We start from the raw sequence: 22,166 nt of genomic DNA on the forward strand, positions 1-22,166 counted from the left end.
ACCCGAAATATTGTCAACAATCTGCATATTCTTAATGAACGATTTTACGACAGAGCGTCATCGATTCCGAAAACCTCTGAATATAAAAAGGTGCGCCGGGGACCGACGCACCTTGTAAATGACAGGCAGGCATGGAGAAACAGGCTAGCCGCGTGCGACTTGCAACCGTGCAAAGTGGGCCAGCATCCGGTCCGGGTCGGCCTTGATGCCGCTGAAGAGTTCGAAGGCACCGACCGCCTGAAAAACGGCCATGCCACCGCCATTGAGCACCCGGCAGCCGCGCTCTTTGGCAAGCCGAACCAGCGCCGTCTGCAAAGGAAAATAGACAATATCCGAAACCCAGAGATGCGGTTGCACCAATACTGGCGCAAGCGGCAGGCCCGGATGCGCATCCATGCCCATCGGCGTCGCGTGGACCAGACCCGAGGCCTGAGCCAATGTTTCGTCCAGATCGCCCCCGGCAATGAAACTGCATTCCGGCTGCACGGAAACAAGCTTGCCGATTACCGCATCGACCTTCGCGGCATCGAGGTCGAAAATATGGACTTCCCGCGCGCCCATTTCGGCCAGCGCATAGGCAACGGCGACACCTGCTCCGCCCGCACCGAGCAGCACGACACGTTCCAGCGATGCTCCCGGCAGACCACGGCGAAACCCTTCCGCATAGCCCCACCAGTCGGTGTTGTGACCGATGCGCCTGCCATCGGCAAACACCACCGTGTTGATCGATTGCAGCGCCAAAGCATGGGGCGAAAGTTCATCGACCAGCGCCACCGCAGCCTGCTTGCAGGGATGCGTGATATTGAGACCGGCGAATCCCGCAGCTTCGGCCTCATCGACAAGTGCGGGCAGATCGCCTGCCGAACGTCCATTTTCGGCGATGTCGAGAATGTCGTAGCGATAGGCAAGACCAGCGGCCTCACCTTCCTGCATATGCATTGCCGGCGAAAGCGAGCGCTGAATATTTGCGCCGATCAATCCGACATGCACACGACGTTTGGTCACTTCACTTATCAATTCTAATTCTCCGCAGGACCGGACCACGCCGATCCCAAATCAAGCTTGGCCTGCCGATCATTCGGGACTTTTCAGAAGGGCGATGATCGTGTCGCTGATCAGGCGGCGATGCCGCGCTTTCACCTCGGAAGCCATCAGATCAGTGCCGAAGATCGCTCCGAACGTATGTCGGTTGGACACGCGGAAAAAGCATTGCGCGCTGATCAGCATGTGAAGGTCGAGCGCGGAAATGCGCCTTTGAAAGATGCCCTGCTCACGACCGCGCTCAAGGATTTTCTCGATCGTTTCCAGAATGGTTACATTCTGGCGCGACAGAACATCGGAGCGTTCCATATGTTCGGCACGGTGAATATTTTCCACCGCGACGAGCCGCACGAAATCCGGATTGGCATCGTCATGATCGAAGGTACTTTCCACCAGACTGCGCATGGCGGATTCCGGGTCTTGATCGTCAAGCGACAGCGAGCTTTCAAGCGTGCGTATCTTGCCATAGGCCCGTTCCAGCACGGCGAGATAAAGCCCGTCCTTGCTGCCGAAATAATAGTAGATCATGCGCTTGGACGTGCGGGTCTGCGCCGCGATTTCATCCACGCGCGCGCCTGAGAAACCCGATGCCACGAACTCACGCGCCGCAATGTCGAGAATATTCTCACGCGTCGCATCGGGATCGTTCTTGCGCGGCTGCGTCTTGGCGAGTGCCTTTGCCATAGTCCTCCCCTTCAGCGCTCAGAGTGCTGCGGCACTTTTCGGCATTCCCGCCGGGCGCATGTAGCGCCGCAGCGCGGCAATGCGGAATATCGCGTTGGCCGCGCCATACCCTTTATAGCCTCGCCTCTGCACGACTTCGAAAAAGAAGCCCTGATCGTCGGTCGGGCTGTAAAGCTGGAAATATTCCCCGCTCTCATCGCGATCATAAAGCACGTTCGCAGCCTTGAGCCGGTCGGTGAACTCGGGATCGAGACCGAGACGCGCTTCCAGATCGTCATAATAATTCGGCGAGATTTCCAGCGTGTGGAACCCGTTGTCACGCAAAGCCGCAGCCGTCGCAAAGATATCGTCGGTCGCGAAGGCCAGATGCTGAATGCCCGACCCGAAGGTTTCGGCGATGAAGCGACCGGCGAGAGTGCGACGGTTTTCCGCGCCGTTGAGCGTGATACGCAACGTTCCCTCGTCGTTTTCAACCACCTGGCTGCGCACGACGCCGCCCGGATCGACGATATCGACCATGGGCGACTTCCGCGATTCCGTGAGTGAAGTGTAGAAAAGCAGCCAAGTCAGAAGTTCATCGAACTTCATCGTCTGGGCAACGTGATCGATATGGGTGAGGCCAACGCCGATCCCGGTATCATTTCCCGCCACCGGCTCGAACTCGATATCGAAGATGTGACCGAGATCGGTTTTCTCATCGAGAAAATAAACCAGTCCGCCGCCGACACCGCGAATGGCGGGCATGCCGATTTCGCCCGGATCGAGCGGTTGTTCAAAACTCTCCGCCCCCATGGCGACGGCGCGGGCATGGGCTTCAGCCGCATCGTCCACGACCAGCCCCATTGCGTAGGCAGCAGTGCCGTGGACCGCATAGGCCGAGCTTGCGAAGCCGCGCGTATCCGTATTGATGACGAGGTTGATGTCGCCCTGCCGGTAGAGCGCAACGTCTTTCGTGCGATGCTTGCCTGCCAGCCTGAAGCCCAGCGCACCAACAGCGGAAACCAGCCGCTCGGCATCGTCGGCATGGGTGGCAAACTCGACAAAGCCGACACCGTGCACCTTTGCGCGGGGCGGCATGGTAGCAACCGTCAACTTGTTGTCCGGCTCCACCCGGCGAACCTGATCACCGAGATAGATGAGCGAACGGCGTCCATCGGCGGCGATTGTGGCTGGTGATCCGCCACGGAACTGGTCGTTGAAGATTTCGAGCGAGAAATAGCCATCATAGCCGGTCGCAGCCACGGCGCGCATGAAATCCAGAACCGGCAGGTCGCCTTCGCCCGGCATGTTGCGATAATGGCGACTCCAGTAAAGCAGATCCATGTCGATCAGCGGCGCGTCAGCCATCTGGATAATGAAAAGCTTGTCCTTCGGAATGGAGCGGATCGAATTCACGTCGATCTTGCGCGCCAGCGTATGAAAACTGTCGAGGATAAGGCCGACATTGGGGTGGTCGGCGCGGCGCACGATCTCCCATGCATCGCGGTGGTCGCTGATATGGCGACCCCAGGCGAGTGCTTCATAACCGACGCGCAAATTGCGCCGCGCCGCTCTTTCGCCAAGCTCGCGAAAATCATCTGCAGCGCGGTCGATGCCGCCGATAGCGGCTGGCGACACGTTCGAACAGACCAGAACGAGATCGGTGCCGAGCTCCTGCATCAGGTCGAACTTGCGCTCCGCGCGGTCGAAAGTGCGGCTGCGCAAAGGCTCCGGCATGCCTTCGAAATCGCGGAAAGGCTGGAAAAGCGTGATCTCCAGACCGAGATCGCGCGCCATCTGGCCCACCTGACGCGGGCTTTCGTCAAAGGTGAGAAAATCGTTCTCGAAAATCTCCACCCCGTCGAACCCGGCTTTGGCTATGGCTCCAAGCTTCTGCTGGAGATCGCCGCTGATGGAGACGGTTGCTATCGAAGTCTTCATGTCACGCTCCTGTCTCCGGCCAGACCGGAGTTTTCTGCTCATGGTCCGGGCAATTCTGCCCGGATCATCTTGTTCAGTATCGGCCTGCGCCGTGATTATTCTAGTTTTCTCCGCGCACTTTCTTCAATTCGGCAAAGAGTTCATCGACCGTTTCCGCACCGATTTCGGCGGTAAACTTTTCGATGATCGGCTTGACCGCGTCACGCAGGCGCGCGGTTTCTTCCGGCGTCAGTTCGGTAACCTGCATACCGGTCTTCTTGATCTCATCGAGCGCGGTCGCATCCTGCTCGCGCGAAACCTTGCGCTGATAATCCCGTGCCTCGACCGCTGCCTGCTCGATCACCGCCTTTTCCTCATCGTTGAGGCGATCCCAGAACTTCTTGCTGATCATGACGATCTGCGGATTATACTGGTGGCGGGTCAGCGTCAGATATTTCTGCACTTCATAGAATTTGGCATTGATGATGTTGGCATTGGGATTTTCCTGCCCATCGACCGTGCCGGTTTCAAGCGCCGTATAAAGCTCGGTATAGGGCAGCGGCACCGCATTGGCGCCGAGCGCATTGAACAGGGCAACCGGAGCCGGCGATTGCAGGGTGCGGATCTTCAGCCCGGCAATATCCTCCAGTTTTGCGACCGGATGACGATTATTGGTCAGATTGCGGAAACCGAGCTCCCAATAGGCAAGCCCGACCAGCCCTGTGTCGGGCAGGCGTTTCATCAGATTGGTGCCGAACGGGCCATCCATGACCTTGTCGGCTTCCTCGCCGCTGTTGAACAGGAACGGCAGGTCGACTGCTTCGAATGCCTTGATGGTGCTGGACAGGATGCCTGCATTCATCACGGTCATTTCCACGACGCCGCCCTGCAAGCCGGAAAGCGTCTGCGGGTCGCTGCCCAGAACGCCGCCGGGAAACAGTTTCGCGTTGATCTGTCCGCCGCTCTTTTCCTTCACCAGCTCGGCAAATTTCTCCATGCCCGTGACCTGGGGATGGCCCTTGCTGTTGGCGGCAGCAAACTTGATCGTCTGCGAACGGATTTCAGCCATGGCCGTCGTCATCATCAGGGCCAGCGGCAGCACCATTCCCAGTGCCATCGTCTTCAGTATTTTCTTCATGTCTTCCTCCCACTCAAAAATTCAATGTTTTCAGGGCCGCTTCACGCAGCGCCCGCCTTTGATTTAGTGAAACCAGCCCATCGGCACTGTCACCAGTTGCGGGAACAGCACCATCAGGAAAAGCACCACGAGCTGCGCGATCAGGAACGGCAGCACACCCGTCATCACCTTTTCAAACGGCAGGCGCGCAACACCGCACACCACATTCAGCACCGTGCCGACAGGCGGGGTGATGAGGCCGATGGAATTGTTGATGATGAACAGCACGCCGAAATAGACCGGATCGATGCCTGCCTCCTTGATGATCGGCATCAGCACCGGCGTCAGGATCAGGATTGTCGGGGTCATATCCATGGCCACGCCGACAAGAACAACGATGAGCATGATAGCAAGCAGCAGAAGCGTCTGGTTATCCATCAAAGGTCGCACCAGTTCGGCCAGCTCACCCGGCACATCGGCAACCGTAATCATCCAGGCCGAAACGCTGGCGCTCGCAACGAGGAACATCACGACGGCGGTCGTCTTTGCTGCATCCACCATGGCCGGATAGAGCCGAGAAAGAGGCAATTCCCGATAGATCACCGTTGCGACGAACAGCGAATAGACAGCGGCAACCACGCCCGCTTCCGTCGGCGTGAACACACCGAAGCGAAGGCCGACGATGATGATGACCGGCAGCATCAAGGCCCAGATACTGTCGAGGAAAGCACGCATCCGTGCACCGGGCTCGGCCTTCTTCGGGAGTTCGAACTGTTCGCGACGCGCGAGGATGAACCAGGTCACGCACAGCGCGACGGCTATCATCAGGCCAGGGAAAATACCTGCCAGAAAGAGCTTGGTGATCGATACTCCGCCGATCACACCAAACAGGATGAAACCGATGGATGGCGGGATGATCGGCGCGATAATCGAGGCCGAGGCGATCAGCCCGGCAGCACGGCCCGGTTCATGTCCGGCATTGCGCATCATCGGAAACAGCAATGCGCCGAGCGCTGCCGCATCCGCGACCGCCGAACCCGAAAGGCTGGCAATCACACAGGCAGCAAAGATGGCGACGAAACCGAGACCGCCGCGCACGTGCCCCACCATGACCAGTGCGAGATTGACGATGCGACGCGAAAGGCCGCCCGCATTCATGATTTCTCCGGCAAGCAGGAAAAAGGGAACGGCCATCAGCGGAAAACTGTCGGCGCCGTTCAGCACGTTCTGCGCCACGATCTGGGCGTCGAACAAATCCATATACATCATCAGCGCCGTACCGCTGATGATGAGTGCAAAGGCAACCGGGACGCCGAGCGCCATCGGAACCAGAAGGGCGGCAAGAAAGATGAGCAAAGTCATGGTCAGCGCGCCCTATTTGCGATTTTCATCGGTCGGGACGGGCGTGACATGCTCCTCGCTATCCGTCACGAAATGCGTCTTGGCGACGTCGATCCGCCCGGTTGCGATGCCGAAACCGTTCCACGCAATGATCAAAAGTGCGGGGACGGCAAAGGCCAGTCCCGCGCCATAGAACCAGCCCATAGACATACCCGTCGCCGGAGCCAGTGTCGGAATATTGATAAGGGTCTGCGTCCAGCTTCCCGAAAGAACGAGCCATGTTGCGCCGAACATCATGATATGACCGGCGACCAGCGCAATGCGTGCGCCTGAAGGCGACAGGCGGCGCACCAGCGAATCCACGCCCAGATGAGCATGGTCGCGCAGGGCGACCACCGCGCCAAGAAACGTGAGCCAGATAAAGAAGATGCGCGACAGTTCTTCTGAAACCGTTATGCCCTGATTGAAGGCGTAGCGCAGCACCACATTGCCGAACACAAGTACCACCATGCCGCCGAGAAGGCAGGCAATAGCGAACCGTGCCGCCGTAAAATAGAAATCCACTAAAACTTTCACGGTTCCTCCTCCCGGCCTCCTCCTGGCGCATTGCTTGCAGACTGCTGCCCCTTTTCCAAGTTTTAGGCGAAAGCGACGCGTTATCACCGGCAGGATGCGCCATGCATCCAGGGTGAAACATCGCCGTTCCCACAGTCCTTGTCCGATTCCGGGCCGACCATCGCAACGAAAGCCCTGTCAGAAAACCATTGCGGCTTTCGGCAGAACCCTATCGCAACCTGCAATCCATCGCTCCTCAGTCCATCCCACTTCAGAACGGAATCGCATCGGCCAGCTGCGCCATTTCCCTAAAATGTACTAACTGGTTAGAATGTCAATAATTTCTGTTTGGGCGAGCGCGATAAGCCCTTCATTTGCTGGATACCAGAAATGTTCCATCTGGTTCAAAATGCCGTAATTCGACCGTCGTACCCGAACGTTCCAGCACCACTGTTTCAAATTCGTCAGGCCTGGTGAAAAGAATGATTTTCGAGTACCGGAGCGGAGCGTACTTGAAGGTACGTGAGCGCCGGAACGCAAATAAATTGCTCTTTGCAGACCGGCATCACGAAGAATGCAACAGTAGTGCTAGCCGCCGTTCACCAGCGCCAGAATAAGCTGGTGAACATTGCCGCCATTGCCCATCTCCACCCTGTCGAAAGCGCGGCCTTGAGCGCGCTGCACGTCCACCATATCGGTGATTTCCTTGATCAGAACCTTGCGGATCTTCTGGCATTTGGGATCGTTTGGAACCGACAGGCCAACGGTCCGGCGCACGATCTCGCGGGTCATATCCTTGGCATGGTCGCCATGCACAAGCTCGTGCTTGCGGATGCCTTCGGCAAAAGTCTCCCAATGTTCCTTCACCGGGGAGGCAAGCTTCTGCGAGGGCTTCGGCAGCGTATAGGTGATCTTCAGCTTCGGCGTGGCCGACAGGATCGTGCAGGCATTATTGGAGCGGTCGAACTGCCGGTCCCAGGTCAGCACATAGCTGGTATGGGCGATGACCCGGGTTTTGCCGCCGCCGATCTTCGGACCGCGCTCGCCAATGGATTCGTAAAGTCCGGGACCGGTTTTCCCGGCAATGGCGTAGGTCTTGATTTCCTCGACGGCTTTCCAGTTGTCTTCAGCGAGTGCGGGTGCCGCCAACACAATTCCAAGTAATGCGAATGCTGCCGCTTTTTTCAACGCTTGCCCCGATCCATCGATTTGCCCGGATGATTTGCGGGCAAGCTACAATATCAGCGGGCGATGCGTAAGCAGCTTTCCGGCAAAAAGCCCGCCGCGGTTTCCCGAGGCGGGCTTTTTTCAAACCGTGTCGCGGATCTTACTTTTCGATGGTGCGGTTCCAGCGGCTGTTGAGCTGCTGACGGCCTTCATTGACTGCGTCCCAATCGAGCGTTTTTGCTGTTTTCATGTAACCATTGAAAGCGTCGAGCTTGGCCTGTGCTTCCGGTGTCCCGGCCTTTGCCTTCTGGTTCGACGGAATGACGTTGCCATGATCGAGCGCCTTGCTCTGCGCATCAGCGGAAAGCAGGTAATGTGCGAGTTTCTGGCTCAGTTCAGGTTCGCTGTTGCCTGCGAGAACGCATTCAGTCACTGCGAGAATGACGGAACCTTCCTTCGGCTGTGCATATTCAACCGGAATGCCCTTGTCCTTCAGGTTGTTTACACCGGTTGGCGTCAGCGGGAAGATCGCGGCTTCGCCAGTCTGAACCATTTCCGAAATCTTGGCCGAGGACGGGATGAATTCCAGAACGTTCTTGCCAATGGTGTCCGGGAACTTTTCGAAACCCGGTTCGAGGTTCTTGTCGTCACCACCCTGAATGCGGTTGAACATCAGAAATGCATGGAGACCGAAAGTCGAGGCGGAAGCCGACTGGAACACAACGGCATTCGCATATTTTTCGTCAGCGAAATCCATCCATGAGGTTGGAGCTGCCCAGCCCTTTTCGTCGAACAGCTTCTTGTTATAGGCAATGCCGGTCATGCCCATATCGACGCCGATTGCCATGTCGTCCTTCAGACGAGCCGCCGGCTGAATGTCAGAAAGAACCGGATCGTCGGAGATTTTCTGGCAAAGGCCAGCATTGATCGCACGCACCATGACGCCGTCATCGAGCAGCATGACATGCATTTGTGGCTTGTCTTTCTGCGCGGTTGCCTTGGCCAGAATATCAGCCGAAGTGCCCGGCACGACAACGACCTTGACGTCGTTGGCCTTTTCGAATTCCGGCAGAACGTGCTCGGTATAGGCGCGCTCCATGTTGCCGCCATTCATGCCGATATAGAGCGTCTTGGTTTCAGCCGATGCGCCCGATACAAAAGCTGCCGATAGGCCGAGTGCCATTGTCGCCATGGCGATAATACGTTGATTTTTCATGCTTGGTTCCCTTCGTGGTTAAGTTTTAGATTGAAGCGGTTGATCGAAAATGCATCGATCGGTGTTTCTGTCTCGCCCTTGAGCGCAAGGTCTGCGAGGACCGCGCCGACTGCCGGTCCGGTCTGGAAACCGGCGCCGCAAAAGCCGAAGGCGTGATAAAGGTTCTTGACCCGACTGCTTGGCCCGATCACCGGGTTGTCGTCCGGCATTTCAGCCTCGGTTCCTGACCAGAAACGGATCACCTGTGCATGTTGAAGATGCGGAAACAGCTCGATTGCACGCAGCATTACCGAGGAAGCCGCATTGACCGAAGGCCGCGAAAAGTCCGGGTTTTCAAGCGGCGTACCGCGTCCGCCACCCATGACATAATTGCCGCGTGTGACCTGACGGCCGTAGAAACCACCGCCTTCTTCGCCGAGGCTCATCGGCAAGCGAAACGGCATCGGCTCGGTCACAACCATTGTGGGATAAATCCGCGTCAACGGAACCGGCTCGCCGAACGAAGCCGCGAACTGATCCGACCAGGCACCGGCGCAATTGAACAGAAGGCGCGAGCGGATCTCAATGCCGTCGCCAGCCAGAACGGCAAAACCGTCGCCGGTTTCACGCGCTTCGATGACCGGTGTGTTTTCCAGAACGGTGGCACCTGCAGCCAGCGCGGCGCGGGCAAAAGCAGGCGAAACCAGACGCGGATTGGCATTACCATCTTCCGCACAAAGCGAAGCACCTGCGACATCGCCCGGAAGCCATGGGAAACGTTCGCGCACGGCATTGCCGCCGATCAGCTCGACATCAAGCCCGAGCGGTCTGACTTTTTCTGCATAGGCTTCAAGCTTGGCGAAATGCGCTTTGGTACGGGCAAGCTTCAAATGTCCGCTGCGGTTATATTCGCCATCGATACCGATCAGTTCCGGCAGACGCGCCCACAATTTGTGCGAACGCTGCGCAAGCGGAAGCTGTTCTGGTGCGCGACCCTGCCTGCGAACGCCGCCATAATTGACGCCGCTTGCCTGCGCACCGCAAAAGCCCTTGTCGAGCAGGATGACCGACAATCCGGCCTGACGCATGAAAAGTGCCGCCGATCCGCCAACAATCCCGCCGCCAATAATCACCGCATCCGCCTGAAGTTGCCTGATCATGACGAAGCGCCTTCCTTGGCCGGAGCGCCAAAGCCGAGCGGGATCGGCTTGACCGGTGCCTGAGCACGGATGCGCCCGGCTTCAGCAGGCGCCTTGTCCTGCATCGACGCCAGAAGTTCTGCGGCGGCAGCGGTACACATGCGCCCCTGACAGCGGCCCATGCCGACACGGGTAAGCGCTTTGAGCCGGTTGATCTCACGCGTATCACCTTGGCCGATGACTGCCTTCGCATCACGCACCGCGATTTCTTCGCAACGGCAAAGCGTAACATCGCCAGCAATCGTGTCGAACCAGTCGCGCGGGAACGGGAAGGCTTTTTCGACGATCAGGCGCTCGCGATAGATATGATCGAGCTTCGTGAGAAGCCCGCGTTCCGTGCCTTCGTCAAATGGCAGGCCCCTATCGCGCAGCAAAGCAATCGCGGCCAATGACCCACGAATTTCAGCAGCATCGGCACCGGCAATGCCTGCACCGTCACCCGCTACATAAACACCTTCGCGGCTTGAACGGCCAAACCTGTCGGCTGCAGGAAGCCATGCACGGTCGCGTTCTTCAAAGCGGAATTCGCAACCGGCGAGATCGGCAAGCTGGGTTTCAGGACGCAGCGCAAAACCATAAGCCAGCGCATCGCACTGAGCCTCGCGCACGTGCTTGCCCGTGCGAAAGCGAATGCCTTCAACATGGCCTTCGCCCAGAACCTCATCCGGCCGAACATTATAATGGATCGGCACGCCACCAAGCTTGAGACGCAGACCATAATAGGCGCCGAGCGCCACGATACGCGGCGCATAAAGCGCGAGATGTGCCAGATGAAACTTGGAGGTGAAGGGTGCTGTGTCGAGAACCGCTGCGACCTTCGCACCTGCATGATGATACTGCCAGGCCACCAGATAAAGCAGCGGCCCCGAACCCATGAACACCACGCGTTCGCCAACCGTACAGCCTTGCGCTTTGAGCGCCGTTTGCGATGCACCCAGCGTATAGACACCGGGCTTGGTCCAGCCTTTGAACGGCAGAACCCGGTCGGTTGCGCCGGTTGCCAGAATGAGATGGCTATAGGGCAACTGGCTATGCGCGCCTTTGGTCAGAAGATCGAGACGATCACCTTCGCTGCGCGTGATATTCCAGATGAGCGTTTCCGGGCGATAATCGATTGCGCCGCGCAGCGTGTCAAAAGTCTTGTGCAGCGCTTCGGCCTTATGCGCTTCCGAACCATAGCGCGCTTTATAGCTGCGGCCATCATCGAAAAGCGGACGGCGATAAATCTGACCACCTGAACGAAAGCCTTCATCAAGCACGATGGGTTTAAGACCCGCCTTGACCAGCGTTTCGGCAGCGCGAATGCCTGCGGGACCAGCGCCAACAATAACCGGATTGAGCAACGCGCTCATAATGCTGGCTCCGTTACAAATGCCATGCCGTCTTCCAGAAGCGTGGTGCAGGCACGAAGCCTGTAGCCCTCGGCAGTCATCACATGACAATCCTGACATGCGCCGATCAGGCAGAAGCCCGCACGCGGTTCGCCGGTAAATTCGGTATGACGCACCTTTCCCTGCACCGAGAGAATGGCGGTCAACACCGTGTCGCCACGGCGGCCCTCGCAAGGCGCACCGTCAAGCGAGAAGCTGATCGGCTGCTCAGTCAGCCGATACCGTCTGCGGAACTGGGCCGCCGAAGGTGAAACCGGAATCGTCATGATCGGATCAGCCCTTGCCCACCAGAAGACGGTCGAGGCCGAACATGCGATCAATAATGATCATGGTCACGGTGGCAACGAGGATCATCAGGGCCGACACAGCCGCCATCATCGGATCGATGGATTCGCTTGCATACATATACATGCGAACCGGCAGCGTAACCGTGGACGGCGAAGTGACGAAGATCGACATGGTCAGCTCGTCGAACGAATTGATGAAGGCAAGCAGCCAGCCGCCTGACAGCCCCGGCAAAAGCAATGGCAGGGTGATACGACGGAACACGGTCCACTCTCCGGCACCGAGCGTCCGCGCCGCATTTTCCGCATTGCGGTCCATGCTGCCAAGCGAGGCAAGGATCAGGCGCAGCGCATAGGGCGTGACGACAATCGTATGTGCGGCGACCAGCCAGCCAAATGTGCCGGTGAAGCCCATCAGCGTGAAAAGACGCAGGAACGCAACGCCCAGAACCAGATGCGGAATGATCAGCGGCGACAGGAACAGCGCGTTGAGCGCATCGCGGCCACGGAATGCATAGTGTGCGATTGCAAGGCCTGACGGCACGGCAAGTACCGTTGAAATGGTTGCCGAGAACAGAGCAAGCTTCAGACTGTTGCCAAAGGCCGTCATGAAGTCGTTATGCGCGAAAACCGCCCGGAACCAGCGCAGCGACAAGCCGGCATTTGGGCCAGCCCACGGCATGGTCAGCGTGTTTTCCGGCGTGAAAGCCACCAGACACACCACAACCATCGGCGCCAGCATGAAGATGACGATCAGCGTGTGGAAGAAAAGGGCAAAAGGACCGTTCTTGACCATGGTTCTATCCCAGCTTCTTCTTGGCCTGCCCTTCGAGCAGACGGTTATAGGCAATCATGATCACGAGATTGGCGACCAGAACGATGATGGCGATGGCAGCACCCAGCGGCCAGTTCAGCTCGATCAGGAACTCGTCATAGACAACGGTTGCCGCCATCTTGAGACGACGTCCGCCAAGCAGACCCGGAATGGCAAAGGAGCTGGCCGAAAGCGCAAATACGATGAGGCTACCCGACAGAATGCCCAGCACGGCCTGCGGAAACACCACGCGGCGAAGCGCGGTCAGGCGCGATGCACCAAGCGTCAGCGCCGCTGCTTCCACCGACGGGTCGAGCTTTTGCAGCACGGTCCAGACCGGGATCACCATGAATGGCAGCATGATATGCACCAGACCGATGACAATGGCCGTTTCGCTGTAAAGGATCTGCGTGGTCGGCAGGCCGATCATGTCGAGCGCGCTGTTCACAAGGCCATTGCGACCCAGCAACATGCTCCAGCCGAATGTGCGTACCACGACTGAAACCAGAAGCGGGCCGATGATGACCAGCAGGAAGATCGACCGCCATGGCTTGCGCATATTGGACAGAATATAGGCTTCCGGCACACCGATCAGCACCGTGATGACGGTTGTGATCAGCGCGAGCTTGAGTGTGCGCCAGAAGATCGAAAGATAATAAGGGTCTTTCAGAACCTGCACATAATTGGCAAGCGAATAGACGTTCTCGATGCCCTTGTCGTAGCTGTAGCTGTTGAAGGAAAGCAGCACGGTGAGGCCGAGCGGCAGCAGCACCAGCGCAAAGAATAAAAGCGTCGATGGTCCGACCAGAAAGAGCGGCGTCAGATCGCGCTGTCGCTTGGGCGCGGCGGATGTATCCTGTGAAGTGACAGCAGACATGGTCAGTTCACCCCAGCGGTGAGGATGCGGCAATCGTCATGGTTCCAGCTAAGACCAACCGCCGTGCCTTCAGCCGGCGGCGGGTTGCCGAGATTAGGCAGGGCGACCGAAAGCTGGCCGGCAGGTGTCGTCACGCCAAGCAACCACTGCGCGCCCATGAAGTAGCGGGTCGAGACTTCACCAGCGACATGACCTTCGCCCGCCGCAACAAGCTGCACCTTTTCAGGACGGATGAAGACCGAAAGCTCGCCGGAAACCTGTCTGCCATTTGCCGGGAAGCGGATCGCGGTTTCGGCCAGTGCGATCATATCGCCTTCGGCGCGCGCTTTCAGGAAGTTCGACTTGCCGACGAAGTTGGAAATGAAGTGGTTATGCGGATGCTCATAGAGCTTGTAGGGCGCATCGACCTGCGTGATGATGCCCTTTTCCATAACCACGATACGGTCGCTGATCGAAAGCGCTTCGGCCTGATCATGCGTCACCATGATGGTGGTGATGCCGACGGTGCGCTGGATGCGGCGCAGCTCGAACTGCATTTCTTCACGCAACTGCGCATCGAGATTGGAGAGCGGCTCATCGAGCAGCAGAACCGGCGGATTGATGACCAGCGCGCGCGCAATGGCCACACGCTGACGCTGACCGCCCGACATTTCACGCGGGTAACGATCGGCAAGGGCACCGAGATGTACCAGTTCCAGCACGTCGCGAACGCGCTTTTCGCGCTCTGCCTTTGGAACATTGCGCATTTCAAGGCCGAAGCTCACATTCTGCGCAACTGTCATGTGCGGGAAGAGCGCATAGCTCTGGAAGACAACGCCGAGTTCGCGCTTGGCTGGCGCAAGGCGCGTGATCTCGCGCCCATCAAGCGTGATCGTGCCTGCCGTTGGCGGCACCAGACCGGCAATCATCTGCAAGGTTGTGGTCTTGCCGCAGCCGGAAGGGCCGAGAAGCGAAATGAACTCGCCCTTTTCAATCGTCAGATTGAAATTGTCGACAGCCGCGAACTTGCCGTAGTGGCGGGAAATTCCGGAAAGGGTCAAAAAGTTCATTGCGTCTCCCTCTCGGCATGACTTCCATTGTGCGGGGGAGCGGAAGCGCCGTGATGTTGTCTCACGTCGCCTCTTCAATAGGGCTGGCTGGCGGGAGCGGCTTGATCGCGCTTTGAAGCGCTGATCCGACTTGTCCGTTTGAACGCCTGACTATCCAGCCGCTTACGCAGCCGCAGCGTTCCCCTTGATTACAAGTAAAACCGCCGATCCGCTTGCGGGCACTTCTCCAATGCCTTGCCGGACCTTCCCATTGGCGACGGTTTCAAATGGCGGAAAAATCCGCATGAAAGCAAATTATAATTTTCAAATCCGGAAGAAATTATATATTTCTTTCAGAATGCAGAATTTGGAAGCAATTTTATGGATGATATATCTGAGAATCCGAAATCCGGCGCCGCACTTAACTCAAGTCTGGTGAAAGCCATCCATATTTTGAAAGGTCTGGCTGCCAGCACTGATGCCAGCACGGACAACGGCGTGCGGCTCATCGATCTGGCGCGGGATCTCGATCTCAGCCAGCCATCGGCGCATCGTTTGCTGAAGACGCTGATTGCGGAAAACCTCGTCGAACAGCTTCCCGACAAAAAGGCCTATCGCCTGTCGCTGGAGTTTTTTGCGATGGCCGCGCAGGCGCGCCAGCGCGACGGCATATTAAGCATTGCCCGCCCGTCGCTCTTGCGGCTTTCGACCACTTTCAACGACACGGTCTTCCTGCTGGTACGTAGCAATTTTGATGCGGTTTGCCTTGACCGTGTGGAGGGGCCGTTTCCGATCCGCTCCTTTACGGGCGATATTGGCGGCAAGGTACCGCTCGGCATTGGTCAGGGCAGTCTCGCCATCCTCGCCTTCCTGCCCGAGGAAGAGCGCGAGGCGATCATCCGTTTCAACATGCCCCGCATTCTGGACAAGTCTTCCGTCGACGAGGTCGACCTGCGCATCATGATCGAGGAAGTACGCCACACGGGTGCCGCTACCTTCAACTTCAATATGATCGATGGCATGGCGGGTCTCGGTGTACCTATCTTGAACCGCGACGGTGAAGCTGTGGCCGCACTCAGTATCGGGACGCTTGCGGCCCGACTGACCGAAAAGCGCCAGCAGACCGTGACCGAGCTGTTACGCAAGGAAGCGGCGATCATCTCACAAAAGCTCAATCCGTTCGACCCGACGCTGCGGCATCCCAATCAGGCTTTGTTGAAATAATCGAAAGCTTTAGCAAGGTTCCGCGCAACAGACGTGCTTTGTCCACAGCAGGCAAAAAGTTTGGCGATTGACTCACACACGCCGTCAGCGTTTGATCGCGGTCAGGTGTGGGGGTTCTGTGGGCGGAGGCAAATAATCCAAAGCAGAAAATCCATCTCTATAACGCTACAGTATTGGAGTTCTGTTGTGATCAAATCCACCAGACGGGGAATAATCCACCTTGCCTTTGCTCTTGCCGCATCGACGGCGATGGGCACTTTCGCCACCACGGCGGCACAGGCTCAGGACAAGATCCTGCTCATCATCAATGGCGCGCTCGGCGACAAGTCGTTCTTCGACAGCGCCGCCAAGGGTATGAAGATGATCAAGGACAAATATGGCGACGACGTCGAGACCAAGATTCTCGAAATCGGTGACGATCCGACCAAATGGGAACCGGTGTTCCTCGATGCGTCCGAGCAGGACTGGGATCTGATCATCGGCGGCACCTACCAGATGTCGGAAACCGTTGGTTCCGTCGCCCAGCAATATCCGGACAAGAAATATGTCCTCTACGATGCAAGCGTGCCTTATGAAGAAGGCGGCTATGACAACGTCTATTCCATCCAGTACAAGCAGAATGAAGGTTCCTATCTCGGCGGCATGCTGGCGGCTTCGCTCCTGAAGGACGGCAAGCTTGGCGATACCGGCAAGAATCTCGGCTTCCTTGGCGGCATGGACATTCCGGTCATCAACGACTTCCTCGTCGGCTATATCGCCGGTGCGCAGTCGATCATGCCCGATGCCAAGATCGCGATCTCCTATGCCGGCTCCTTCATGGATGCGGCGAAGGGCAAGGAACTCGGCCTCGCGCAGTATCGTTCCGACGTTTCACTCGGCTTCGTCGTCGCTTCGCAGACCGGCCTCGGCCAGCTTTCGGCTGCCAAGGAAACCGGCAAATATGTTCTGGGGGTCGATTCCGATCAGGAAGCGATCTTCAAGGACAGCGATCCGGCCATCGCCAAGCAGGTTGTCAGCTCCGTTCTGAAGAATGTCGATGTCAGCCTTCTGCAGGCCTATGAACGCTTCAAGGCAGGCGATCTTCCGTTCGGTAAAGCCGAAGCGCTCGGCCTCAAGGAAGGCGCTGTCGGCATCGTGCAGGACGGCAACATGGCTTCCATGGCCACGCAGGAAATGAAGGACGCCATCAAAAAGGCTTCCGACGAGATTTCCGAAGGCAAGATCACCGTTCCAACCGCATTCGGGATGAGCACCGAGGATCTCAACACGATCCGCAACAAGGTTCGTCCCTGATCGTGGAAAATCCAACTGAAAATATTGAAGGCGGCGATGCTATCGTCGCCTTCCGCCCAATCGTCGCCTTCCGCGATGTGAGCAAGGTCTATCCGAACGGCACACAGGCGCTACGCGACGTGTCGTTCTCGATCCGCGCAGGCTCCATCCACGCCATTTGCGGCGAGAACGGTGCCGGCAAATCCACGCTCATGAAAATCCTGTTCGGCATTGAAAATGCCACGGCAGGCGAAATCATCGTCGATGGACAGCATATTGCCTCATGGTCGCCGGAAGATGCCGCCGCCAAGGGCATCGGCATGGTGCACCAGCATTTCTCGCTCGTGCCGACACTGACGGTCACCGAAAACATCATTCTCGGTCATGAGCCGGTGAAGGCCGGGCTGATCGACCGTGTGAGCGCGCGCAAAATGGTCGAAGCGCTGATGCAGCAATATGATCTGCACGCCGACCCAGACGCGATTACGGGTGCGCTTTCCGTCGCCGCCCAGCAGAAAGTTGAAATTCTGAAGGCGCTGGCGCGTCGCACGAGGCTTCTGATCCTCGACGAGCCAACCGCAGTTCTTTCGCCGCCCGAAATCGAGGAACTGATGCGCAAGCTGAAGTCGCTTCGCGACGAAGGCATTACCATCCTCTTCATTTCCCACAAGCTGAATGAAGTGCGCGAGCTGGCCGAAAGCGTGACCGTGCTGCGTGCAGGCGCTCTCGCAGGCACGGAAAAGCTTGCCGACGTGCCGGACGATGCCATCATGGAGATGGTGATGGGCCATGCGGTCGACATTCCGCAGCGCGCCCACAAGCACGACGCGATGAAAACCGTTCTCGACATCAAAGGTGTCACAACGAAAGCGGCCGATCCTGCTGACCGCATCAAGGATGTGAACCTGACCATCGGCGCAGGCGAGATCATCGGCGTCGCCGGTGTCGACGGCAGCGGCCAGCGCGGCCTCGTATCGGTGCTTTCCGGCCTTGCCGAAGCCTCCAGCGGCACAATCAGCCTCAACGGTGAGAACATGCTGCGCGCCAACACCGCAAGCTGGCGCCGACAAGGCCTCGCTCATCTGCCAGCCGACCGTTTTTCACAGGGTGGCGCACCCGGCCTGTCTCTCGCCGAAAACGCGATAGCCGGAACCGGATCACGCGCCGGATCGACTACCGCCGACAAACAGATCTTCTGGGGGCCGTTCCTGCGCTGGAACGCGATCAAGGCCCGTGTCAGCGGAATGATCAAGCAATATACGGTGCGCGCAGGCGCGATTACCGAAAGGCTCGACTCCCTTTCGGGCGGCAATGCGCAAAAGCTCATCGCCGCGCGCGAACTTGCCACCAATCCAAAATTCCTGATCGCCGACCAACCGACGCGCGGTATCGACGTTTCAGCGGCAGCCTTCCTGCACCGTCGCATCGACGAAGTGGCGCAAGGCGGTTGCGCCGTGCTACTCGTCAGCGCCGATCTTGATGAATTGCTGCGCCTGAGTGATCGCATCGTCGTTCTCTTCAACGGACGTATCGTCGCCGTTCTCAAAAATAGCCCTGAAATCACACCGGCGGTTCTTGGACCCTATATGCTCGGCACGAGGGATGCCGCCTGATGCGCAGATTTATCTCCTATCTCATTCCATTCTTCCTGACCGTGCTGGTGATCGGCGTCATCATGGCTGTGCTGCTGGTGCCGCTGGCGCTGATGCAGGACAACCCGGCTGCAGTCCTCAAAACATTCTTCCTCGGACCGTTCGGCAGCATTCGTCATATGGGCAACGTGGTGGAGGCGGCGACGCCGATCATGCTGACCGGCCTTGCCATCACCATCATGTTTCGTTCCGGCCTGTTCAATCTGGGTGCGGAAAGCGGCTTCTTCCTCGGCGCTCTCGGTGCTGTGGCGGGCGCGGTTCTGCTCCCCTCGCTCGGCTGGTTTTCACTACCGGTCGCGATCCTGTGCGGTGCGGTTGCCGGCAGTTTCGCCTGCACCATTCCGGCTGCACTGCGGCTGCGTTTCGGCGCATCGGAAATGGTGACATCGCTCGTTTTGAACTACGCCTTCCTGTTTCTCGGCCTGTTCGTCCTCAACTATGTCATTCGCGATCCGGCGGCGGGCGGAATGATGTCGCTCAGGATTCCGCCGGATGCGAAGCTCGACCGCCTGCTCGCCGGCACGCGTCTCAACAGCGGTTCAATCATTGCCATATTGGCCTGTATCGCTGGCGGCATCTGGCTTTACTGGACGCGTTCGGGTCTCAACATGCGCATCGCAGGCTCCAGTCCGGGCTTTGCCAATCATCTCGGATTGCCGCTCAAGGGCATCATCATGCGTGCCCAGATCGTCGGCGGACTGGTGGCAGGCATGGCGGGAGCGCTGGAAGTGCTCGGCCTTCATGCCCGCTTTGCCTGGCTCGATTTGCCCGGCTATGGCTGGACCGGTCTCGTCGTTGCCATTCTGGCGCGCGAGAATCCGTTCCTGCTTGTTCCGTCAGCTCTCTTCCTGGGCTTCGTACAGATTGGCGGCGACCTTCTGGCCCGCAACATGAATATCCCGACCGAAGTGGTGGGGCTCGTGACTGCAGCCATCATGGTGGGCGCAACGGCAAGCGTCATTCATAATCATCCGACCGTATTGCGGCTGATCCGAAGCTTACGCAATCGCGATGGAGAACAAGCCGAAGTGCAGGCCGGAGTGCAGCCCGAGGTGCAGCTATGAGCATGGTTCTCGCACAAATTCTCGATCCGTCCTTCATCGGCACCATCCTGCGCGTGGCCACACCGTTGCTGCTGGCAGCGCTTGGCGTGATGATTTCCGACCGCGCGGGCGTCCTCAATATCGGCATGGAAGGCATGATGCTGTCGGCAGCACTCATTGCCGTTCTGGCCAGTGCCGCAACGGGTAGTCCCGCCATCGGCCTGCTGGCAGCACTCATCACAGGTGCGGCTCTCGGCTGGTTGATGTCGCTATCGGTCAATCGGCTTGGCACAGACCTCATCATGACCGGTATCGCGCTTAACATCGCCGCTGCGGCGGCAACGACGCTCGGACTTTTTCTCGCAACCGGCGACAAGGGCATGTCGGGCGCGTTGAAAAGCGGTGCTCTGCCAAGCCTTCCTGTGCCTTTCATCGGCAATATCCACATATTGACTTTCGCCGCCCTTCTTGCCGTCCCGGCGGTCAGCCTCCTGATGATGCGCACGCGCTTCGGCCTGCATCTGCGCGCCACTGGCGTTGATCCGAAATCGGCGCGCGCCGCCGGTATTCATACGGGCCGGGTGCAGATGATGGCGCTTGTCCTGTCTGGCCTCTTCGGCGGTGCAGCAGGTGCCTATCTGTCGCTCGGCTATGTCACCTGGTTTGCCCAGAACATGACCGCCGGTCGCGGCTTCATCGCCATTGCGGCTGAAGTCATGGGACAGGGAACCGCGTGGGGAACGCTTGTGGCAAGTCTCGTTCTGGCGGCGGCGGAATCCTTCGCCATCACGCTTCAAAGCCTCGGATTGCCGTTCGAACTGATGCAGATGATCCCTTATCTCGTCCCGGTCGTCGTGCTGACGATCCACGCAGCGCGCCGTCAGCGGCGCGCAAAGCAACTGAAAAACTCCTGAAATGCATGTCCAAAATACTGAAATGAGAATGAAATGAAGGCTTGGGAATTGACCCGCGATTTGCTGCGCGACACGAAACCGGTGGTGCGCACGGCGGAAGAACAGACCTGGGATGCGAGCGCCGTCATGAAGGCTCAGGACGACCTCATGGCCATGTTCTGGAAAAGCAACGTGCCGGGATCGGCTGCCCCCGAATGTCTGATGGCAGGTGCGCTGCAATCGCTGGAAAGCAAGGGCTTTGTCCTTGCCCCCTATGAAGAACTTCTTCGTGACGGGCTGGCAGCACTTGAACGCGGTGACTTTGAAACGCTCTATCGTATCGACATGCGCCTGCGTGTCCTGATGCGCGCGGCTGAACCCGATCCGCACCACCCGTCGCAAAAGACAGTGCGTTACGGGTCGTGGGACGAATTCGACGCTGCCGTTCAATGGCCTGACGATGTGCTCTACGCCGTCCAGTCCGATGATTTTCGCGACCGCACCGCTGCCGCCTGGATGGCGCAACTTGTCGGAGCTGCGGCTGGCACGGCACTGGAAGGCTATACGGCAGAAAACATCGCAGAGGTCTTCGGACCGATCCGCGATTATGTGCGTGAACCCAACACCTATAATGACGACATCACCTTCGAGATCGCTTTTCTGGAAGCCTTCGGCGACAAGGGCTCTGCCGTGACCAGCGCCGACATTGCCGAGCGCTGGACTTCATTGATCCCGCTTGGCTGGTCGGCGGAGGCAATCGCGCTTTCCAATATGCGGCGCGGCCTCACCGCCCCTGAAACCGGCACATCCGACAATCCGTTCGACGAATGGATCGGCGCGCAAATGCGCGGCACAATTTGCGGCATGGTGGTGCCGGGCCGGGCCCGCGAAGCTGCCCGTCTCGCCTGGATGGATGCGGAAATCTCCCATGCCGGAAACGGAATTTTGGGCGAAGTTTTCAACGCTGTCATGGCGGCGCGCGCCTTTGCGGTTAGCGATACGCGGGAATTGCTGGTCTCGACGGCAACGCTTTTCTCGACCGAAACCGAATATGGTGCGGTTCTGGACTTCGCGCTCGATGCCTGCCGTTCTGCCGACAACTGGCAGGACGCATGGGCGAAATGCGATGCGGAATATGCCGAATATAACTGGATTCACGTCTATCCAAATGCAGCGGCGCAAGTGATTGCACTGTGGTTCGGCGAAGGCGATTTCGACCGCACGCTCGAAATCGTCTGCGGTATCGGCCACGATGTTGACTGCAACGCCGCGCAAATTCTGAGCATGGTCGCCATTCAACGTGGTTCCGGCATCATCGCCGAACGGTGGTCGAAGCCGCTTCTCGCCGACGACATCGTTACCTATATGCGCCGCCCGGCGAAAATCTCCTTCGACGCGCTCGTCGACCAGACGGTCAGTGCAGCGCGCAACGCTCTTTAAATCTCTTTCACGCTTTTCCGAACGCAAAACCGCTTCACACTTTTGCTGGA

General features: G+C 58.3%; 20 protein-coding genes. 6 read left to right on the forward strand and 14 right to left on the reverse strand.

Annotation, left to right across the window (positions count from 1 at the left end; genetic code table 11):
- Positions 1–144: 144 nt before the first annotated feature.
- The 14 genes from CQZ93_RS23955 to CQZ93_RS24020 all read right to left on the reverse strand — a co-directional run bounded on the left by CQZ93_RS23955 (position 145) and on the right by CQZ93_RS24020 (position 14,613).
- Positions 145–1,017, reverse strand: coding sequence for a shikimate dehydrogenase (locus CQZ93_RS23955; RefSeq protein ID WP_105545000.1), 873 nt, complete (start codon positions 1,015–1,017; stop codon positions 145–147).
- 57 nt (positions 1,018–1,074) lie between these two features.
- On the reverse strand, positions 1,075–1,725 hold the full coding sequence (locus CQZ93_RS23960; RefSeq protein WP_105545001.1) for a TetR/AcrR family transcriptional regulator: 651 nt from the start codon (positions 1,723–1,725) through the stop codon (positions 1,075–1,077).
- A gap of 18 nt (positions 1,726–1,743) precedes the next feature.
- Entirely contained in the window at positions 1,744–3,645 is a 1,902-nt protein-coding gene (locus tag CQZ93_RS23965; protein WP_105545002.1) for a bifunctional sugar phosphate isomerase/epimerase/4-hydroxyphenylpyruvate dioxygenase family protein, read from the reverse strand.
- Positions 3,646–3,745: 100 nt separating this feature from the next.
- Positions 3,746–4,762 (reverse strand): TRAP transporter substrate-binding protein, encoded by a 1,017-nt coding sequence (locus CQZ93_RS23970; protein WP_105545003.1) that lies wholly within the window; start codon positions 4,760–4,762, stop codon positions 3,746–3,748.
- A 63-nt stretch (positions 4,763–4,825) separates the two neighbouring features.
- The gene (locus CQZ93_RS23975; RefSeq protein WP_105545004.1) at positions 4,826–6,103 is read right to left on the reverse strand and encodes a TRAP transporter large permease subunit; all 1,278 of its coding nucleotides are present in this window, start codon (positions 6,101–6,103) and stop codon (positions 4,826–4,828) included.
- A 12-nt stretch (positions 6,104–6,115) separates the two neighbouring features.
- Positions 6,116–6,658, reverse strand: a complete 543-nt coding sequence (locus CQZ93_RS23980; protein WP_105545005.1) for a TRAP transporter small permease — start codon at positions 6,656–6,658, stop codon at positions 6,116–6,118.
- Between the two features lie 567 nt (positions 6,659–7,225).
- Entirely contained in the window at positions 7,226–7,825 is a 600-nt protein-coding gene (locus CQZ93_RS23985) for a DUF922 domain-containing Zn-dependent protease (protein ID WP_105545006.1), read from the reverse strand.
- 139 nt (positions 7,826–7,964) lie between these two features.
- The gene (locus CQZ93_RS23990) at positions 7,965–9,020 is read right to left on the reverse strand and encodes an ABC transporter substrate-binding protein (protein WP_105545007.1); all 1,056 of its coding nucleotides are present in this window, start codon (positions 9,018–9,020) and stop codon (positions 7,965–7,967) included.
- Positions 9,017–10,159 (reverse strand): NAD(P)/FAD-dependent oxidoreductase, encoded by a 1,143-nt coding sequence (locus CQZ93_RS23995; protein ID WP_105545008.1) that lies wholly within the window; start codon positions 10,157–10,159, stop codon positions 9,017–9,019. The genes CQZ93_RS23990 and CQZ93_RS23995 overlap by 4 nt, the downstream gene beginning before the upstream one ends.
- On the reverse strand, positions 10,156–11,550 hold the full coding sequence (locus CQZ93_RS24000; RefSeq protein ID WP_105545009.1) for an FAD/NAD(P)-dependent oxidoreductase: 1,395 nt from the start codon (positions 11,548–11,550) through the stop codon (positions 10,156–10,158). Before CQZ93_RS24000 ends, CQZ93_RS23995 begins: the two co-directional genes overlap by 4 nt.
- Complete coding sequence (locus CQZ93_RS24005) at positions 11,547–11,855, reverse strand: (2Fe-2S)-binding protein (RefSeq protein WP_105545010.1); 309 nt, start codon at positions 11,853–11,855, stop codon at positions 11,547–11,549. Before CQZ93_RS24005 ends, CQZ93_RS24000 begins: the two co-directional genes overlap by 4 nt.
- A gap of 7 nt (positions 11,856–11,862) precedes the next feature.
- A complete protein-coding gene (locus CQZ93_RS24010) occupies positions 11,863–12,669 on the reverse strand; it encodes an ABC transporter permease (RefSeq protein ID WP_105545011.1) in 807 nt (268 codons plus the stop codon).
- Positions 12,670–12,673: 4 nt separating this feature from the next.
- Entirely contained in the window at positions 12,674–13,564 is an 891-nt protein-coding gene (locus CQZ93_RS24015; RefSeq protein ID WP_105545012.1) for an ABC transporter permease, read from the reverse strand.
- A gap of 2 nt (positions 13,565–13,566) precedes the next feature.
- The gene (locus tag CQZ93_RS24020; protein WP_105545013.1) at positions 13,567–14,613 is read right to left on the reverse strand and encodes an ABC transporter ATP-binding protein; all 1,047 of its coding nucleotides are present in this window, start codon (positions 14,611–14,613) and stop codon (positions 13,567–13,569) included.
- Between the two features lie 360 nt (positions 14,614–14,973).
- On the opposite strand from CQZ93_RS24020, the gene CQZ93_RS24025 reads away from it, so the two are divergent.
- The 6 genes from CQZ93_RS24025 to CQZ93_RS24050 all read left to right on the forward strand — a co-directional run bounded on the left by CQZ93_RS24025 (position 14,974) and on the right by CQZ93_RS24050 (position 22,116).
- Positions 14,974–15,816: an IclR family transcriptional regulator gene (locus tag CQZ93_RS24025; RefSeq protein WP_105545014.1), complete on the forward strand. Its 843-nt coding sequence runs from the start codon at positions 14,974–14,976 to the stop codon at positions 15,814–15,816.
- 186 nt (positions 15,817–16,002) lie between these two features.
- Positions 16,003–17,109, forward strand: a complete 1,107-nt coding sequence (locus CQZ93_RS24030) for a BMP family ABC transporter substrate-binding protein (RefSeq protein WP_105545015.1) — start codon at positions 16,003–16,005, stop codon at positions 17,107–17,109.
- Positions 17,110–17,111: 2 nt separating this feature from the next.
- Positions 17,112–18,701 carry an ABC transporter ATP-binding protein gene (locus tag CQZ93_RS24035; RefSeq protein ID WP_105545016.1) on the forward strand — a complete coding sequence of 530 codons (1,590 nt, stop codon included), beginning with the start codon at positions 17,112–17,114 and terminating at the stop codon, positions 18,699–18,701.
- Complete coding sequence (locus CQZ93_RS24040) at positions 18,701–19,804, forward strand: ABC transporter permease (protein WP_105545017.1); 1,104 nt, start codon at positions 18,701–18,703, stop codon at positions 19,802–19,804. Before CQZ93_RS24035 ends, CQZ93_RS24040 begins: the two co-directional genes overlap by 1 nt.
- Positions 19,801–20,697: an ABC transporter permease gene (locus CQZ93_RS24045; RefSeq protein ID WP_029928663.1), complete on the forward strand. Its 897-nt coding sequence runs from the start codon at positions 19,801–19,803 to the stop codon at positions 20,695–20,697. Before CQZ93_RS24040 ends, CQZ93_RS24045 begins: the two co-directional genes overlap by 4 nt.
- 33 nt (positions 20,698–20,730) lie before the next feature.
- Positions 20,731–22,116 (forward strand): ADP-ribosylglycohydrolase family protein, encoded by a 1,386-nt coding sequence (locus CQZ93_RS24050; protein WP_105545018.1) that lies wholly within the window; start codon positions 20,731–20,733, stop codon positions 22,114–22,116.
- The last annotated feature ends 50 nt before the right edge of the window (positions 22,117–22,166 follow it).

This window comes from Ochrobactrum vermis (assembly GCF_002975205.1).
GTDB lineage: Bacteria > Pseudomonadota > Alphaproteobacteria > Rhizobiales > Rhizobiaceae > Brucella > Brucella vermis.

Bases quoted from the DNA above. Each gene is read 5' to 3' on its own strand.
- CQZ93_RS23960 (WP_105545001.1), bottom strand. From the start codon at position 1,725: ATGGCAAAGGCACTCGCCAAGACGCAGCCGCGCAAGAACGATCCCGAT.
- CQZ93_RS23965 (WP_105545002.1), bottom strand. From the start codon at position 3,645: ATGAAGACTTCGATAGCAACCGTCTCCATCAGCGGCGATCTCCAGCAG.
- CQZ93_RS23970 (WP_105545003.1), bottom strand. From the start codon at position 4,762: ATGAAGAAAATACTGAAGACGATGGCACTGGGAATGGTGCTGCCGCTG.
- CQZ93_RS23975 (WP_105545004.1), bottom strand. From the start codon at position 6,103: ATGACTTTGCTCATCTTTCTTGCCGCCCTTCTGGTTCCGATGGCGCTC.
- CQZ93_RS23990 (WP_105545007.1), bottom strand. From the start codon at position 9,020: ATGAAAAATCAACGTATTATCGCCATGGCGACAATGGCACTCGGCCTA.
- CQZ93_RS23995 (WP_105545008.1), bottom strand. From the start codon at position 10,159: ATGATCAGGCAACTTCAGGCGGATGCGGTGATTATTGGCGGCGGGATT.
- CQZ93_RS24000 (WP_105545009.1), bottom strand. From the start codon at position 11,550: ATGAGCGCGTTGCTCAATCCGGTTATTGTTGGCGCTGGTCCCGCAGGC.
- CQZ93_RS24005 (WP_105545010.1), bottom strand. From the start codon at position 11,855: ATGACGATTCCGGTTTCACCTTCGGCGGCCCAGTTCCGCAGACGGTAT.
- CQZ93_RS24010 (WP_105545011.1), bottom strand. From the start codon at position 12,669: ATGGTCAAGAACGGTCCTTTTGCCCTTTTCTTCCACACGCTGATCGTC.
- CQZ93_RS24015 (WP_105545012.1), bottom strand. From the start codon at position 13,564: ATGTCTGCTGTCACTTCACAGGATACATCCGCCGCGCCCAAGCGACAG.
- CQZ93_RS24020 (WP_105545013.1), bottom strand. From the start codon at position 14,613: ATGAACTTTTTGACCCTTTCCGGAATTTCCCGCCACTACGGCAAGTTC.
- CQZ93_RS24025 (WP_105545014.1), top strand. From the start codon at position 14,974: ATGGATGATATATCTGAGAATCCGAAATCCGGCGCCGCACTTAACTCA.
- CQZ93_RS24040 (WP_105545017.1), top strand. From the start codon at position 18,701: ATGCGCAGATTTATCTCCTATCTCATTCCATTCTTCCTGACCGTGCTG.
- CQZ93_RS24045 (WP_029928663.1), top strand. From the start codon at position 19,801: ATGAGCATGGTTCTCGCACAAATTCTCGATCCGTCCTTCATCGGCACC.
- CQZ93_RS24050 (WP_105545018.1), top strand. From the start codon at position 20,731: ATGAAGGCTTGGGAATTGACCCGCGATTTGCTGCGCGACACGAAACCG.